Genomic DNA, 14197 nt, shown 5'->3' on the forward strand with positions numbered 1-14197 from the left:
TCAGCGGAGGCTGCCGACCCAGTTCCGCAGGAGCTGGATGCCGGCCTCCCCCGACTTCTCCGGGTGGAACTGCGTGGCCGAGAGCGGCCCGTTCTCCACGGCGGCGAGGAACGGATCGCCGTACGTGGTCCACGTCAGCACCGGCTGCGGGAACGGCGGGATGACGTCGAGCTCCCAGGACTGCGCGCCGTAGGAGTGCACGAAGTAGAAGCGCTCCTCCTCGATGCCCTTGAAAAGCACGCTGTTCTCGCCAGGGCTGACCGTGTTCCACCCCATGTGCGGGAGCACGGGCGCGTTGAGCTCGGTCACGGCGCCCGGCCATTCACCGAGGCCCTCCGAGTCGACGCCGCGCTCGACGCCGTGCGCGAAGAGCACCTGCATGCCGACGCAGATCCCGAGCACCGGGCGTCCGCCGGCGAGACGACGGTCGATGATCTCGTCGCCCCCGTGCGCGTGCAACGCATCCCGCACCGCCGCGAACGCTCCCACGCCGGGCACGACAAGGCCGTCGGCCTCGAGCGCCTCTGTGCGGTTGCGCGTCAGCACCGCGTCGGCCCCGGCGGCGGCGAGGGCCTTGACGGCGGAATGCACGTTCCCCGACTCGTAGTCGAAGACCGCGACCTTCGGGGCGCGCGTCACAGCGCGCCCTTGGTCGACGGAATGCCCTCGACGAGGGGGTCGAGCGCCTTGGCCTGACGGAATGCGCGCGCGAACGCCTTGTACTCCGCCTCGGCGATGTGATGCGGGTCCCGGCCTCCGAGCACGCGCACGTGCACGGTGAGACCGGCATTGAAGGCGATGGCCTCGAACGAGTGGCGCACGAGCGATCCGGTGAAGTGACCGCCGATGAGGTGGTGCTCGAACCCGACCGGCTCCCCCTCGTGCACCAGATAGGGACGGCCGGAGATGTCGACGACGGCCTGCGCGAGCGCCTCGTCGAGCGGCACCAGGGCGTCGCCGTAGCGGGAGATGCCGGACTTGTCTCCCAGCGCCTCGAGGATCGCCTGCCCGAGCACGATCGACACGTCCTCCACCGTGTGGTGGGCGTCGATGTGGGTGTCGCCGGACGCCCGCACTGTGAGGTCGGTCAGCGAGTGCTTCGCGAAGGCGGTGAGCATGTGGTCGAAGAACGGCACCGAGGTGTCGATGCGGCTCGCGCCGGTTCCATCGAGGTTCAGGTCGAGTTCGACGGTGGACTCCGACGTGCCGCGCACGCGGCTCGCGGTGCGCGGGGTCAGGGCGAGGCTGCTCATGATGCCGAGTCTATCGAGGCGAGCGCTTCGAGGAACGCCGTGGTCTCCGCCTCGGTGCCCGCCGTGACGCGCAGGTGGCCGGGGATGCCGACGTCGCGGATCAGTACGCCCTGGTCGTAGAGCTTCTGCCATGTCGCCTTCGGGTCGGCCACTCCGCCGAACAGCACGAAGTTGCTCCAGGATTCGTGCGGCGTGTAGCCGAGTGCCTCGAGGGTCGCGGTGATCCGGTCACGCTGCTCGACGATCTCGTCGACCATGCCGAGCATGACATCGGCGTTGCGCAGCGCGGCGACCGCAGCCGCCTGGGTCAGTGCGCTCAGGTGATACGGCAACCGGACGAGCCGGAGCGCATCGATGAAGCCGGGGTCTGCCGCGAGATAGCCGACCCGCGCACCGGCGAAGGCGAACGCCTTGCTCATCGTGCGCGAGACCGCCAGGCGCGGACGCCCCGCGAGCAGCGACAGCGCCGAAGGAGCGTCGCGCGGGGCAAACTCCTGGTACGCCTCATCGACCACCACGACGCCGCGCGCAACCTCGTACACCGCTTCGATGACATCGAGGCCGAGGGGCGTACCGGTCGGGTTGTTCGGCGAGCAGAGCAGCACGACGTCGGGATCGACGGCCCGCACCTGGGCGGCGGCCTCGTCCGGCGTGATGGTGTAGTCGGGTTGGCGAGTGCCGCCGACCCAGCGCGCTCCTGTGCCCTGCGCGATCAGCGGATACATCGAGTACGTGGGCGCGAACCCGAAGGCGGTGCGCCCCGGACCGCCGAAGGCCTGCAGGATGTGCTGCAGCACCTCGTTCGATCCGTTGCCCGCCCAGATGCCGTCCGCCTCGAGACCGTGCCCGAGGTAGTCAGCGAAACCCTCACGGAGGGTCGTGAACTCACGGTCGGGGTAGCGATTCACGTCACGGATGGCGACAGCGATCTCATCGAGGATGTCGCTGGCCACCTCGTCGGGAATCGGATGGGTGTTCTCGTTCACGTTGAGGGCGATCGGCAGCGGCGCCTGCGGGGCACCGTACGGGGTCAGCCCGCGGAGGTCGTCGCGAAGCGGCAGGTCATCGAGGGAAGCGGTCACCCTACCCATGCTAGAACGCTCGGCGGGACGCCGAGAGCGTTCTGGCAGAGGGGCAGTGACGCTCGAGTGCGTCAGCTCGTGTACTGCGCGGGAATCGACAGCGACTGGCCGATCTGCAGCTCGCCGGTCTGCAGGAGGTTCAGGCGGGTGATCTCGCCGATGACCTCGCGCGGGTCGGCGGTCGGCGCGATCTCGCTGGCGATCGACCACAGCGTATCGCCGGGGAGAACCGTGACCGTCTCGAAGCTGACCGTTCCAGTGCTCTCGTTCGATGCGAGGGCGCTACCGCCGCTGATCGCGGCGAAGGCGATACCCGCAGCGAGTGGCAGGGCAGCGAGAGCGAGCAGCACGCGGCGACCGCGAACCGTCAGCCGAAGACGCGTCGCCGGACGAGCCGGGATGACTGCTGCGGTGCTGAAGGTGATGGTGCTCATGGTGTGCTCCTCTGCGTCGCCCCGTTACCGGGAGGATCAGCCACCTGCCGCACGGGCCGGTGGAAGTTGGCGTAGCGTTCGCATTCTGCACTCGGCCGGGAGGGCTGAATGCGAAGCTACGTTCCGAAGATATCTTCGAGTTCGAACATCTGTCAAGCTTTCTTCGAAACCGCAGCCGCCAATCCGCCGACACGCTCGAACAGATCTTCCAGATCCGCATGATTCTCGGATACGGTTTCGATAGGAACACCCCACCACGGGCCTCCGACATTCGAAGAGCGGCGTCGGAAACGCGTACCGAAGGAGCATGATGAGCGAGAACTCAGCCCCCGAGCCAGAGGCACCGCGCACGCGCCGTCGGAAGAGCCTGAGCCCCAAGCAGATGGCGATCCTCGAGGTCATCCAGGCCTCTATCGCCCAGCAGGGCTATCCGCCGAGCATGCGCGAGATCGGCGACGCGGTCGGACTCAAGTCGCTCTCCAGCGTGACGCACCAGCTCGGGCAGCTGGAGTTGAGCGGCTACCTCCGCCGCGACCCCGGCAAGACCAGGGCGATGGAGGTGCTGATCGATCTTCCCGGTTCCAGCACCGAGAACCCGGCTGATGTGGCGACGCCGGTCGGTGACGCCGCGCTCGTGCCGCTCGTGGGTCGCATCGCCGCCGGTGTGCCGATCACCGCGGAGCAGCAGGTCGAGGAGATCTTCCCCCTCCCCCGTCAGCTCGTGGGAAAGGGCGACCTCTTCATGCTCAAGGTGTCTGGTGAGTCGATGATCGACGCCGCGATCTGCGATGGCGACTGGGTCGTCATCCGCTCGCAGAACAGCGCAGAGAACGGTGAGATCGTCGCAGCGATGCTCGACGACGAGGCGACGGTCAAGACTTTCCGCCGACGTGACGGTCACACCTGGCTGCTGCCCCGCAACTCGGCGTTCGAACCGATCCTCGGTGATGAGGCCACGGTGCTGGGTAAGGTCGTCGCCGTGCTCCGCGCCGTCTGATCGCCTGGCGCGCATCGGCAGTGCAGCGCGCATAGGCTCGAGGCATGACTTCGCCCCACGGGTCCTGGCCCTCCCCCTTCTCGGCGGCATCGGTCGCCGTCTCGTCACCCCGCTTCGACGGAGCACGGTTCGTGGGAGAAGAGATCTGGTGGGGCGAGTCCGTGCCGACCGAGGGCGGTCGAGTGACCGTGCGGTCATCGACGGGACGAGAGGTCCTGCAGGGCCCCTGGAGCGCGCGTTCGCGAGTGCATGAGTACGGCGGAGGGGCGTGGACGGCTGATCCCGACGGCATCCTGTACTTCGTCGACGCCAGGGATCAGCGCGTCTACCGTCGCTCCGGCGACGGCGACATCACGCCGCTGACGCCCGAAGGCCCCGCGCACGGCGGTCTGCGGTGGCAGCATGGCCACCTGCTCGCAGTACGCGAGGATCTGACCTCCTCGCCCCATAGACGAGCGATCGTGGGCATCCCCCGGGACGGTTCCGCATCCGACGATGCGACCGCGATCCAGGTGTTCGCCGAAGGTCCCTCCTTCTTCGCGCATCCGGCCCTCTCCCCCGACGGCTCGCGGATCGCCTGGGTCGAGTGGAGCGGCGAGCGGATGCCGTGGGATGCCGCCGCGCTCCGGATCGCGACCGTGGACGGCCGCGAGGCAGCGTCACTCCCCGCTCAGGCGGCATTGCAACCCGAGTGGATCGCCGACGACGCGCTGCTCTACGCCGATGACCCCTCCGGGCGCTGGCTCCTGCATCGCATCCAGCTGGACGGGATTACCGCACGCGGCCCCGCCGAGATCATCGCCCCCGCGGATGCCGATACCGGCTATGGACTGTGGGTGCTGGGCAACCGGTGGTTCCTGCCGCTCGCCGACGGGCGGATCGTCGCGGTGCGCACGAACGGACGCGACCGCATCGTCGTGATCGATGCCGATGGCGATGTCCGTGAGCTGGACGTGCCCTGCGACGGGCATGTGAGTGTGGACGATGTCAGCGGCAGCCGCGTGCTGCTCTCCGGCAACGGCTCGCGCGTGAGCCCTGGCGTGTGGTGCGTGGACCTGGACTCCGGCGAGGTGACGGCGGTGCGTGGTGGCGAGAGCGTGGATCCCGCGTGGATGCCCGCCGCGCAACTGATCGACATCGAAGGCGCGCACGGTCCGGTGCATGCATACGCCTACGCGCCGGCGAACCCGGACGTCTCCGCCCCCGCCGACGAGCTGCCGCCCTATGTCGTGCTCGTGCACGGCGGACCGACCGCGCACGTGACCGGAGCCGCATCCGCCGCTGTCGCGTTCTACACGAGCCGCGGCATCGGTGTGCTCGACGTGAACTACGGCGGTTCGACCGGGTACGGCCGCGCCTACCGTGAGCGGCTGCGCGGTCAGTGGGGCGTGGTCGACGTCGACGACGTGATCGCCGCCGCACGAGGACTCGCCGACGTCGGGCTGGCCGATCCCGCGCGGATCGCGATCCGCGGCGGCTCCGCCGGGGGCTGGACAGTTCTCTCCGCCCTCGTGCGCGGTGGCGCGTTCGGGGCAGGCATCAGTCGCTACGGCGTCTCCGACCTACGGATGCTCGCGGAGGACTCGCACGACTTCGAAGCGCACTACATCGAGAGCCTGGTCGGTCCGCTGCCCGAGGCGGAACAGCTGTACATCGACCGCTCCCCGCTCTCCTCCGCGGCACGCATCGAGGTGCCCGTGCTCCTGCTGCAGGGAGAGGACGACCGCGTCGTTCCGCCCTCGCAGTCCGCGGCGATCCGTGACGCATTGGCCGCGCGCGAGATCGACCACGAGTACGTTCTCTACCCCGGAGAGGGGCACGGCTTCCGCCGGGCAGAGACCGTCGTCGACGCCCTGGAGAGGGAGCTGACGTTCCTCGGTCGCGTCTTCGGATTCCGTCCCCAGCTCTGATCCCGGGGTCGGCGGACTATTCTCCGACGCGATTGCGGAGCCGCATGGCCCGATCGGCCTCGCGGGTGTCCTGGCGCTCGCGCAGGGTCTGACGCTTGTCGTACTCGCGCTTTCCCTTCGCCAGAGCGATCTCGACCTTGGCCCGACCGTCGGAGAAGTAGAGCTTGAGCGGGATCAGCGTGTATCCACCCGCCGAGACGGCGTGCGCCAGCTTCGCGATCTCCTCACGGTGCAGCAGCAGCTTGCGCACGCGCTTGGCGGTGTGGTTCGTCCAATGCCCCTGGGAGTACTCCGGGATGTGCACCGAGTCGAGGAAGACCTCGTTGCCCTTGATGAACGCGTACCCGTCGCTGAGGTTGGCACGCCCCTGGCGCAACGACTTCACTTCGGTGCCCGTGAGCACCATCCCCGCCTCGTACGACTTCTCGATGTTGTAGTCGTGACGTGCGCGACGATTGGTCGCGATGACCTTCTCCCCGCGTTCCCTGGGCATGATGCTCTCCTGTGTGTCGATGAGCTCAGCGACATGGAACGGCTGAGCAGCCTTTCAGTCTATACCGAGCCTGGCGCCTGCACCCGACCGGGGCCGGGTCAGGTACGCAGCCAGCGTCTGATCGCGAACCCGGCTGACAGGGCGGCCAGCACGACGCCGATGCCGATCAGCACGGGCACCACGAGTGTGGCTTCCTGCAACGTGATCCAGGTCGTGATGAACGGCACCCGCCCGCGGAGATATCCGTTGACGCCGAAGTGCACACCGGCGACGACGGCCGCACTCGCGAGCGCGGATCCTAGGAAGGCCGCGAACACGCCTTCGAGCACGAAGGGGGTCTGGATGAACCTGTTCGAGGCGCCGACCAGACGCATGATGCCGATTTCCTTGCGTCTCGCATAGGCGGACAGCCGGATCGTGGTCGCGATCAGCAGCGTCGCCGCGATCAGCATCAGCACCGCGATACCCACCGCGATGTAGGTCGCGACCGTGAGCGCGGAGAAGAGGGGTTCCAGATACTGGAGTTGGTCCTTGACCTGCTCCACGCCCGCCTGGCCGCTGAAGGCTTCGGCGAGCACCGGAGACTGCCCCGGATCCTTCATCGTCACGAAGAACACCTCGAAGGCCTGGTCCGGCGTGAGCACGCTGGCCTGGTCGGCACCGAGCTGCTCGACCAGCTTGGCGTAGGTGTCCTCCTTGGTGTCGAAGGTCATCGAGCTGATGAGCGGTGAGAGCGCGTCGCCTTCGAGCTGCGCCCTGACGGCTTCCACCTGCTCGTCGCTGGCGGCCCCGTCGACGCAGGTGTCGGACTCCGAGACCGCGGAGCACATGTAGACCGCCACCTGGGCACGCTCGGCCCAGTAGCCGCGCATGACGCCGATCTGGCTCTGCATCAGGATCGCCGCGCCCACGAAGGTGAGCGAGACGAAGGTCACCAGCACGACGGAGATGACCATCGAGATGTTGCGGCGGAGGCCGCCGAGGGCTTCAGCCAGGATCAGACCGATTCTCATGAGGTCGGCCCCACTTCTTCATCGTCGCCGTCGGAGAGTCCCAGACGGTCGGCGACGCCGAGTTCGGCGACATCGACCTGCGGCAGGACGATGGGATGCGTGCGCGGACCGACCGTGGCCGGAGGCTCGACGGGCGTCGGGCTCTGCGCCGCGACCTGCTCCGGCGGCACCACGGCTTCTGCGGGCATGGTCTCGGCGACAGGGGCGGGAGCCGCGGCGGGGGTGGGAGCCGCGGCGGGCTCCGGAGCCGGAGCGGCGGCTGCGGCCTTGCGCTGCTCACTCAGCTCCTCGGCGAGCGCGGCGCGGACCATGGAGAGGTCGGCCGTCTGACGCTGCACCTCCTGCACCGCAGTGAGTGCGGCGACCGCAGCGGCACCGCGCACCTCGGCCGGAACGAGTCGCGGGATGTTCGAGGTGTCGCCGTATCCGCCGTGCACCTCGTCGCGCACCATCTCGCCGTCGCTGAGCTCGATGACTCGACGCTGCATCTGGTCGACGAAAGCGGCCTCGTGCGTCGCCATCAGCACGGTCGTGCCACCCGCGTTGATCCGGGCGAGCAGCTGCATGATGTCGACCGAGGTCGCGGGGTCCAGGTTGCCCGTCGGCTCATCGGCGAGGAGCACCTGCGGGCGGTTGACGAGCGCACGGGCGATGGCGACGCGCTGCTGCTCGCCACCGGAGAGCTCGTGGGGCATCCGCTTCTGCTTGCCGTCGAGCCCGACCAGCGCGAGCGCCTCCGGGACGGCCTGCTGGATGAAGCCGCGCGAAGAACCCGTCACCTGCAGGGTGAAAGCGACGTTCTGGTACACGGTCTTCGACGGGAGCAGCCGGAAGTCCTGGAACACCGAGCCGATGTGGCGCCGGAAGTAGGGCACCTTGCGGTTGGCGAGCGAGCGCAGGTCTCTGCCGAGCACCGCGACCCTCCCCGAGGTGGGGACGTCCTCGCGCAGGATGAGCCGCAGGCAGGACGATTTGCCGGAACCTGAGGCTCCGACCAGGAAGACGAACTCCCCGCGCTGCACCTCGAAGTCGACTCCGGACAGAGCGGGCTTCGACGTCCCGCGGTAGCGTTTCGTGACGTTCTCGAACCGAATCATGGCGCTACGAGCCTAAGCGTGCCTCTTCGGCTGGCCGCGAGCGACACCCCGCGCGCTGCGTCCGTCTCCGCATCCGATGGGTATTGCTCCCCATAGGAAACCCCCTGCCATGTCACAGCCCCCTGTTAACATGAGGGTGCCGGTGACGCAGTCGCGCCCGGCCCATTGCTTCTAGGGGGAATCATGACGACACCTGCAGGTTGGTACGACGACGGATCGGGACGTCAGCGTTGGTGGGACGGCCAGCAGTGGACCGAGCACTTCGCTCCGGAGGCCGCGGCTCCAGTCGAAGCTGAGGCCGCAGCGGCGGAAGTCCCGGCTGCCGAGGACGCTCCGGCGTACGAGACACCGGCTTACGAGGAGCCGTCGATCGACGACACCGTGATCCGCCCGACCGAAGAGACCGTCATCACGCCGGAGGCGCAGGACTCGTCCGTGCCGCCGACGACTCCGGCCGAGTCGTCCGACCCGAGCGCGTTCGCCGGACAGCAAGCGACCGCGTCGACGACGCCGCTCGACGACGCCAGCGCGGCCTACGCCGCCCCCGCAGCGCCGGCATACCCGGCTGCCGCGCCGGGCCAGCCCGCCGCGGGCTATCCGGGATCCGCACCGGTGTACCCGGGTGCCTACTCCGCCGCGCCGACCGGCTACCCGGCCGCCGCCCCCTACGCGCAGGCCGCCCCCGAAGGGCCGAAGAAGGTCTCGGTCCTGGGACTGGTCGGGCTCGGACTGGGCGTGCTGGGCACGATCCTGGTCTTCATCCCCGTCATCGGGTTCATCGGGTTCATCCTGCTCGCCGCCGGCTTCATCGTCTCGCTCATCTCGCTCTTCCTGAAGGGCAAGAAGTGGCCGGGCATCACGGGTCTGATCCTCGCCGTGGTCGGCACGATCATCGGCATCGTGATGTCGTTCGTGTACCTCTTCGCCCTCGCGCAGGGTGTGAGCAGCGAGATCGACAACCTCCCCACCTCTTCGCCCTCTATCGAGGCGACCGAGCCCAGCGAAACCGATGGCGGCACGACCGGCACCGGTCGGCCGACCGCTGAGGAGGTCGCCGTCGGGATCGCGGCCATCGTCGCATCGACCGGAGCCGAGGGGTATACCGACGAGCACATCGCCTGCTTCGCGGACGAGTTCGTCGCTTCGGACCTCGACGACGAGACGCTGCGCCTGATCGCCTCCGCAGAATCTGCGACGTTCACCGACCCTGACGTGATCCTTGCGTTCACCGATACCTTCACGGATGCGCTGCCGGTGTGCCTCGTCCCCTGACACGCGCATGACGATGAGGAAGGCCCCGGGAGCGCACTGTTCCCGGGGCCTTCCTCATCGTGTCGGTGGACATCGCGCCCGACCCGCCGCTACCGTCATCCTGAACGACGAATTCTGTAAACTCGCCCCCGCCGCGATTGATTCCTCGTCACGCAGATCACGACCGAGGACAGACGACGGAGACGCTCGATGACAACACCTGCCGGATGGTACGACGACGGCTCTGGCAACCGGCGTTGGTGGGACGGAATCCAGTGGACAGCGCATGTCGTGGCGACGCCGCAACCGGCCGCTGAACTCCCGTCCGCTGCCTCTGTCCCGGCCCCGGTATCGACCTCCGACGCCGACACGGCGATCGCGCCGTTCGCACCGCCGTTCGTGCTTCCCGCGTCGAACGCGTACCCCGGCGGGCTCCCCGACGCCGCCCAGCCCGCCTCCATGGCGCAGGCTGTGGCGCCCCCATCGTCCACACCGTCGCTGCCGCCGCGAAGGATGTCCGTTCTCGGACTCATCGGGCTGATCCTCGCCACCGCCGGCGCCGTGCTCGCCTGCGTTCCCGCACTGGCCCTCATCGGATGGGTCGTCCTCGGACTCGCCCTCACGGTCAGCCTCGTCTCGCTGTTCTTCCGTCAGGCGAAGTGGCCGGGGATCGCGGGCATCTCCGTGACCGTGATCGGTGCGGTCCTCGCTGTCGCCGTCTCACTCGTGTCACTGGGGCTCACCCCGTCACCGCAGGCCGGCGATGTCCCGAGCGCTCCGTCGTCGCCGGATTCCGATTCCTCCGCCCGGGGCGACGAGGGCGATCAGGGCGAGGACCCCGCCGATATCGAGGGCGCCCAGATGGTCTCCTTCGATGAGCTCGCAGTGGGTGACTGCATCCCCCTGTTCGACTACGACGAGGACGAGATCTCCGAGCTGCCCGTCGTCCCGTGCGACCAGCCCCATACCGATGAGGTCTACTTCATCTACCAGGCCGAGGACGGGGAGTTTCCCGGTGATGACGCACTCCTCGACAGCGCCTGGAACGGTTGCGTCGCGGAGTTCGAGGCGTTCGTCGGAGTTCCCTACGAAGAGTCCGTGCTCGACATCTACAGCTACCAGCCGACCAAGACGTCCTGGATGCGGTGGAGCGACCGCACCGTCCATTGCATCGTCTTCAGCTATGACGAGGTGACGGGCACCCTCGAAGACTCCGCCTACTGAGCCGACGAGTTGAAGAAGGCCCCGGACGGATCCGGGGCCTTCTTCCTGTCTCGATGCTCAGTCGTCGCTGGGACGCTTGCGCCAGCGGATGCCGGCCGAGATGAAGTCGTCGAGGTCTCCGTCGAACACGGCTGCTGGGTTGCCCGATTCCTGGCCGGTGCGGAGGTCCTTCACCAACTGCTGCCCGTAGAGGAAGTACGAGCGCATCTGGTCGCCCCAGCTCGCGGTGATGTTTCCCGCAAGCTCCTTCTTCTTCGCCGCTTCCTGCTCCTTCTGGAGCAGCAGGAGGCGGGTCTGCAGCACGCGCATCGCGGCCGCACGGTTCTGGATCTGCGACTTCTCGTTCTGCATCGACACCACGATGCCGGTCGGAAGGTGGGTGAGGCGCACGGCGGAGTCGGTCGTGTTGACCGACTGCCCACCAGGACCGGAGGAGCGGAAGACGTCCACACGGATGTCGTTCTCCGGGATGTCGACCTCGGTGGCCTCTTCCATGAGCGGGATGACCTCGACCGCGGCGAACGACGTCTGACGCTTGTCGGCAGACCCGAACGGGCTGATGCGCGCGAGACGGTGCGTGCCGGCCTCGACGGAGATCGTGCCGAACGCGTAGGGCGCATCGATCTCGAAGGTGGCGGACTTGATGCCCGCGCCCTCGGCGTACGAGGTGTCCATGACCTTGACGGGGTACTTGTGACGCTCAGCCCAGCGCAGGTACATGCGCATGAGCATCTCGGCGAAGTCGGTGGCGTCGTCGCCGCCGGCACCCGAGCGGATCGTGATGATCGCAGAGCGGTCGTCGTACTCGCCGTCGAGCAGCGTCTGCACCTCGAGCTGGTTGATCAGGTCGGTGAGGGCGGCGAGTTCGACCCGCGCCTCCTGGGCGGAGTCCTCGTCACCCATCTCGTTCGCCAGGCCGACGAGCACCTCGAGGTCGTCGAGTCGCTGGGCGATGCCGGTGATGCGGGCGAGCTCGGACTGCCGGTGGCTGAGGGCGCTGGTCACCTTCTGAGCATTCTCGGTGTCGTCCCAGAGGTCGGGCGCGCCGGCCTCCTCACTGAGCCGAGCGATTTCGTCGCGAAGACGGGAGACATCGACGACCTCGCTGATGTCGCCGAAGGTGTGCCTGAGCGCCTGGATGTCGGCGGAGAGATCGAGTTCGAGCATGATAAACGAGCCTATCCTGATGCCGGCTTCCGCGCCGCCGGTTCGCGAACAGCCGTTCACCGGACGGAGAGTTCGAGGCGAAGATGCTCCTCCCCCGTGTCGATCACGATGCTCAGCTCCTCCACCGCCCGCGCACCCGACGAGATCACCACCGAGCCTTCCTCGACACCGGCGAGCACTGCGGCCACTTCCCTGGCCGTACGATCGCTGATCCGCGGCGCATCCGGCACGTGGTTCGCGAGTATCGCGACCCGCACTCCTCGCCTGCGCGCCACGGCGGCGGCATCGGCGATGGCGGGATGGTGCAGGCGCGGTGAGCGGATGCGATCCCTGATCGTGCCCTCCCGCGCGGTCAGCTCGGTGAGGAAGTCATCATCGATCCCTTCGGCATCCCGCAGCCGCTCCAACACAGCCTCCACCTCTCGCGTGATCGCACCGAGCTCCGCACGGTACTGTTCCGCGGCCGCGCGCGCGGCGGCTCCTCTACGGGCGCTCTCGGCCGCCTCGGAACGATGCGCTCGTTCGCGCGCGACCATGTGGCGCAACGTCAGCCGCCAGATCACTCCGACGATGCCCGACATGATCGGAATGCTCACCATGGCGCCGATGCCCGCTGCTGACTGGCCGGTGAGGGCTCCCCATCCGACGACGAGCGCGAGCTGAGCGACGACACCGATCCCACCGATCACCGTGTTGCCGCGTCCGATCTGCAGTGCGACGAGGTAGGAGGCGAAGTCGATGACCCACGTCGCATCCGCCTGGCTGGTGACCGTCAACATCAGTGCCGTCGTGGTCAGCGTCGCCGCCGGCACCGCCCAGGCCCGCAGCCCGCGCAGCGGCTCGTCGCTGCGATACGTCAGCACGATCGCGCCCAGCACGGCGACGAGCAGCGCGGCGAGGTACGCCGGAGCCGGTGGCGCGAACCGCCCCTCGATCACGCCCTGCGCGATGCCGCAGCACCACACCGCGATCATCGCCCAGCGCGCGCCCCTCGTGGCGAGGCCGGCCGCACCCGTACCGCTCGATGTCACCGTGTCCATGTCAGCGACACCTCCGTACCCGCGCCTGGAGCGGACACGATCCGCACACTGCCCCCGACTTCCTCGATGCGGCGGATGATGCTGTCGCGCACCCCGAGACGCTCGGCGGGAACCGTCGCCAGGTCGAAGCCGGCACCGTCGTCGCGCACGACCACGCTGATGCGGTCGTGGGAGAACAACGCATCGACGACCACACGTTCCGCACCGGAGTGACGTCGCGCATTGCGGATCGCCTCGGATGCGGCTGCCGAGACCTCCTGCACGACGTCGGCCGGCAGGGAGCCTCCGCGATCATCGATGCGCAGTTCCACCGAAGAGAAACGCGCCGCGCGCAGGCGGATCTCCTCCGCCGCCTCCGCGGCAGCGATGACAGCCCCCGGGTCGGCGTCACCATCCGAGTCGACCGAGTCTCTGAGCACCAGGAGCGCATGCGCCGCCTCGTCCTGCAGTTCGCGAGGCGCGGCACCCCGGAACAGGGCCGCAGCGGCGAGCACCGAGAGCACCTCGTCGTGCACGAGACGCTGCAGTTCTGCGTTGCGTTCCGTCTCGGCTTCCTGACGCGCCTGGCGCTCCGCCGCGAGGCGCGCGTCCTCCTCCAGGCGACGCAGCTGCGTCATACGTCCACGGATGCCGATGAAGATCACCACGAACCCGATGTTGCTGACGTGGATCGGGGTCGCCGCAGCGATCACCTCGGGCACGGCGCCGGTGAAGATCCACGCGGAGAGAGCGACCGTCACCCCGGAGAAGACGGTGAGCGCGACGGCGACGAGCGGCCGGAAGAGCAACACGAGCAGGGTCACCGAACCGGGCTCGATCATCCACACCCAGGGCACGACGCCCTCCTCCGGGCCCGTGTAGGCGAGGAAAGACAGCAACTGCAGAGAGAACACGCACGTCGGGATCAGTACCCAGAGCACCCGGAGCACCCTCATCGGCAGCACTCGACCGCCGACCGCGATCACGACGAACAATCCGATGCACATCCACGAGGCGACCTGCCACCAGGGTTCGAACAACCCCGCCTGCACGAACGAGAGCGGCGCGGCCTGCGCGAATGCTCCGACCATCGACCCCAGCGCGATCAGCCACCCGACCTGTCTGTCGGTGCGCGGGTCCGCGACCCGCTGCTCTGAAAGCCGAGTCCCCATCGGCAGCCTCCTGTAATCCCCCCGCTCAGTGTCGTGCATCCGCCCGCCCGCAACCAATATGCAATCCGCGCGTGGGACTTCTCTC

15 protein-coding genes are annotated in these 14197 nt (G+C 68.3%); 5 read left to right on the forward strand and 10 right to left on the reverse strand.

Going from position 1 to position 14197, the window contains the following annotated elements:
• The 4 genes from hisH to MRBLWO12_RS08635 all read right to left on the reverse strand — a co-directional run bounded on the left by hisH (window position 1) and on the right by MRBLWO12_RS08635 (window position 2769).
• On the reverse strand, window positions 1-639 hold the full coding sequence (hisH, locus tag MRBLWO12_RS08620) for an imidazole glycerol phosphate synthase subunit HisH (protein WP_363554552.1): 639 nt from the start codon (window positions 637-639) through the stop codon (window positions 1-3).
• Window positions 636-1253, reverse strand: a complete 618-nt coding sequence (gene hisB / locus MRBLWO12_RS08625; protein ID WP_363554554.1) for an imidazoleglycerol-phosphate dehydratase HisB — start codon at window positions 1251-1253, stop codon at window positions 636-638. The genes hisH and hisB overlap by 4 nt, the downstream gene beginning before the upstream one ends.
• The gene (locus MRBLWO12_RS08630) at window positions 1250-2344 is read right to left on the reverse strand and encodes a histidinol-phosphate transaminase (protein WP_363554556.1); all 1095 of its coding nucleotides are present in this window, start codon (window positions 2342-2344) and stop codon (window positions 1250-1252) included. Before MRBLWO12_RS08630 ends, hisB begins: the two co-directional genes overlap by 4 nt.
• Before the next feature lie 62 nt (window positions 2345-2406).
• A complete protein-coding gene (locus tag MRBLWO12_RS08635) occupies window positions 2407-2769 on the reverse strand; it encodes a LysM peptidoglycan-binding domain-containing protein (protein WP_363554558.1) in 363 nt (120 codons plus the stop codon).
• Between the two features lie 310 nt (window positions 2770-3079).
• Here MRBLWO12_RS08635 and lexA point away from each other — a divergent pair, with 310 nt between their 5' ends.
• Both lexA and MRBLWO12_RS08645 read left to right on the forward strand, forming a co-directional pair.
• On the forward strand, window positions 3080-3766 hold the full coding sequence (gene lexA / locus MRBLWO12_RS08640) for a transcriptional repressor LexA (protein ID WP_141871351.1): 687 nt from the start codon (window positions 3080-3082) through the stop codon (window positions 3764-3766).
• A 44-nt stretch (window positions 3767-3810) separates the two neighbouring features.
• Entirely contained in the window at window positions 3811-5676 is a 1866-nt protein-coding gene (locus MRBLWO12_RS08645) for a S9 family peptidase (protein ID WP_363554560.1), read from the forward strand.
• Window positions 5677-5692: 16 nt separating this feature from the next.
• On the opposite strand, the gene smpB is transcribed toward MRBLWO12_RS08645, so the two are convergent.
• The 3 genes from smpB to ftsE all read right to left on the reverse strand — a co-directional run bounded on the left by smpB (window position 5693) and on the right by ftsE (window position 8279).
• Complete coding sequence (gene smpB / locus MRBLWO12_RS08650; protein WP_141871349.1) at window positions 5693-6169, reverse strand: SsrA-binding protein SmpB; 477 nt, start codon at window positions 6167-6169, stop codon at window positions 5693-5695.
• A gap of 98 nt (window positions 6170-6267) precedes the next feature.
• Window positions 6268-7182 carry a permease-like cell division protein FtsX gene (gene ftsX, locus MRBLWO12_RS08655; protein WP_363554562.1) on the reverse strand — a complete coding sequence of 305 codons (915 nt, stop codon included), beginning with the start codon at window positions 7180-7182 and terminating at the stop codon, window positions 6268-6270.
• On the reverse strand, window positions 7179-8279 hold the full coding sequence (gene ftsE / locus MRBLWO12_RS08660) for a cell division ATP-binding protein FtsE (RefSeq protein WP_363554564.1): 1101 nt from the start codon (window positions 8277-8279) through the stop codon (window positions 7179-7181). Before ftsE ends, ftsX begins: the two co-directional genes overlap by 4 nt.
• Between ftsE and MRBLWO12_RS19595 the strand changes: the two genes are divergently transcribed.
• The 3 genes from MRBLWO12_RS19595 to MRBLWO12_RS08670 all read left to right on the forward strand — a co-directional run bounded on the left by MRBLWO12_RS19595 (window position 8199) and on the right by MRBLWO12_RS08670 (window position 10754).
• A complete protein-coding gene (locus MRBLWO12_RS19595) occupies window positions 8199-8375 on the forward strand; it encodes a hypothetical protein (RefSeq protein ID WP_414685512.1) in 177 nt (58 codons plus the stop codon). The genes ftsE and MRBLWO12_RS19595 overlap by 81 nt on opposite strands.
• A gap of 87 nt (window positions 8376-8462) precedes the next feature.
• Entirely contained in the window at window positions 8463-9551 is a 1089-nt protein-coding gene (locus tag MRBLWO12_RS08665; RefSeq protein WP_363554566.1) for a DUF2510 domain-containing protein, read from the forward strand.
• A 189-nt stretch (window positions 9552-9740) separates the two neighbouring features.
• Window positions 9741-10754 carry a DUF2510 domain-containing protein gene (locus tag MRBLWO12_RS08670; protein WP_363554568.1) on the forward strand — a complete coding sequence of 338 codons (1014 nt, stop codon included), beginning with the start codon at window positions 9741-9743 and terminating at the stop codon, window positions 10752-10754.
• 57 nt (window positions 10755-10811) lie between these two features.
• Here the strand turns inward: MRBLWO12_RS08670 and prfB are convergent, their stop codons facing one another.
• Genes prfB through MRBLWO12_RS08685 form a run of 3 tightly spaced genes read right to left on the reverse strand, consistent with a single transcriptional unit; the run spans window position 10812 to window position 14112 of the window.
• A complete protein-coding gene (gene prfB, locus MRBLWO12_RS08675; protein ID WP_363554570.1) occupies window positions 10812-11921 on the reverse strand; it encodes a peptide chain release factor 2 in 1110 nt (369 codons plus the stop codon).
• 56 nt (window positions 11922-11977) lie between these two features.
• Entirely contained in the window at window positions 11978-12961 is a 984-nt protein-coding gene (locus MRBLWO12_RS08680) for a hypothetical protein (protein ID WP_363554572.1), read from the reverse strand.
• Window positions 12949-14112 carry a sensor histidine kinase gene (locus MRBLWO12_RS08685; protein ID WP_363554574.1) on the reverse strand — a complete coding sequence of 388 codons (1164 nt, stop codon included), beginning with the start codon at window positions 14110-14112 and terminating at the stop codon, window positions 12949-12951. The genes MRBLWO12_RS08680 and MRBLWO12_RS08685 overlap by 13 nt, the downstream gene beginning before the upstream one ends.
• Window positions 14113-14197 lie beyond the last annotated feature (85 nt).

The sequence above is a fragment of the Microbacterium sp. LWO12-1.2 genome, from assembly GCF_040675875.1.
In the GTDB taxonomy this organism is placed as follows: domain Bacteria; phylum Actinomycetota; class Actinomycetes; order Actinomycetales; family Microbacteriaceae; genus Microbacterium.

What these genes read in the sequence shown, in the direction of transcription:
- MRBLWO12_RS08635 (WP_363554558.1), bottom strand. Translation starts at nt 2,769, where the DNA reads ATGAGCACCATCACCTTCAGCACCGCAGCAGTCATCCCGGCTCGTCCG.
- ftsX (WP_363554562.1), bottom strand. Translation starts at nt 7,182, where the DNA reads ATGAGAATCGGTCTGATCCTGGCTGAAGCCCTCGGCGGCCTCCGCCGC.
- MRBLWO12_RS08680 (WP_363554572.1), bottom strand. Translation starts at nt 12,961, where the DNA reads ATGGACACGGTGACATCGAGCGGTACGGGTGCGGCCGGCCTCGCCACG.
- MRBLWO12_RS08645 (WP_363554560.1), top strand. Translation starts at nt 3,811, where the DNA reads ATGACTTCGCCCCACGGGTCCTGGCCCTCCCCCTTCTCGGCGGCATCG.
- hisB (WP_363554554.1), bottom strand. Translation starts at nt 1,253, where the DNA reads ATGAGCAGCCTCGCCCTGACCCCGCGCACCGCGAGCCGCGTGCGCGGC.
- MRBLWO12_RS08685 (WP_363554574.1), bottom strand. Translation starts at nt 14,112, where the DNA reads ATGGGGACTCGGCTTTCAGAGCAGCGGGTCGCGGACCCGCGCACCGAC.
- MRBLWO12_RS08670 (WP_363554568.1), top strand. Translation starts at nt 9,741, where the DNA reads ATGACAACACCTGCCGGATGGTACGACGACGGCTCTGGCAACCGGCGT.
- smpB (WP_141871349.1), bottom strand. Translation starts at nt 6,169, where the DNA reads ATGCCCAGGGAACGCGGGGAGAAGGTCATCGCGACCAATCGTCGCGCA.
- ftsE (WP_363554564.1), bottom strand. Translation starts at nt 8,279, where the DNA reads ATGATTCGGTTCGAGAACGTCACGAAACGCTACCGCGGGACGTCGAAG.
- lexA (WP_141871351.1), top strand. Translation starts at nt 3,080, where the DNA reads ATGAGCGAGAACTCAGCCCCCGAGCCAGAGGCACCGCGCACGCGCCGT.
- MRBLWO12_RS08630 (WP_363554556.1), bottom strand. Translation starts at nt 2,344, where the DNA reads ATGGGTAGGGTGACCGCTTCCCTCGATGACCTGCCGCTTCGCGACGAC.
- prfB (WP_363554570.1), bottom strand. Translation starts at nt 11,921, where the DNA reads ATGCTCGAACTCGATCTCTCCGCCGACATCCAGGCGCTCAGGCACACC.
- MRBLWO12_RS08665 (WP_363554566.1), top strand. Translation starts at nt 8,463, where the DNA reads ATGACGACACCTGCAGGTTGGTACGACGACGGATCGGGACGTCAGCGT.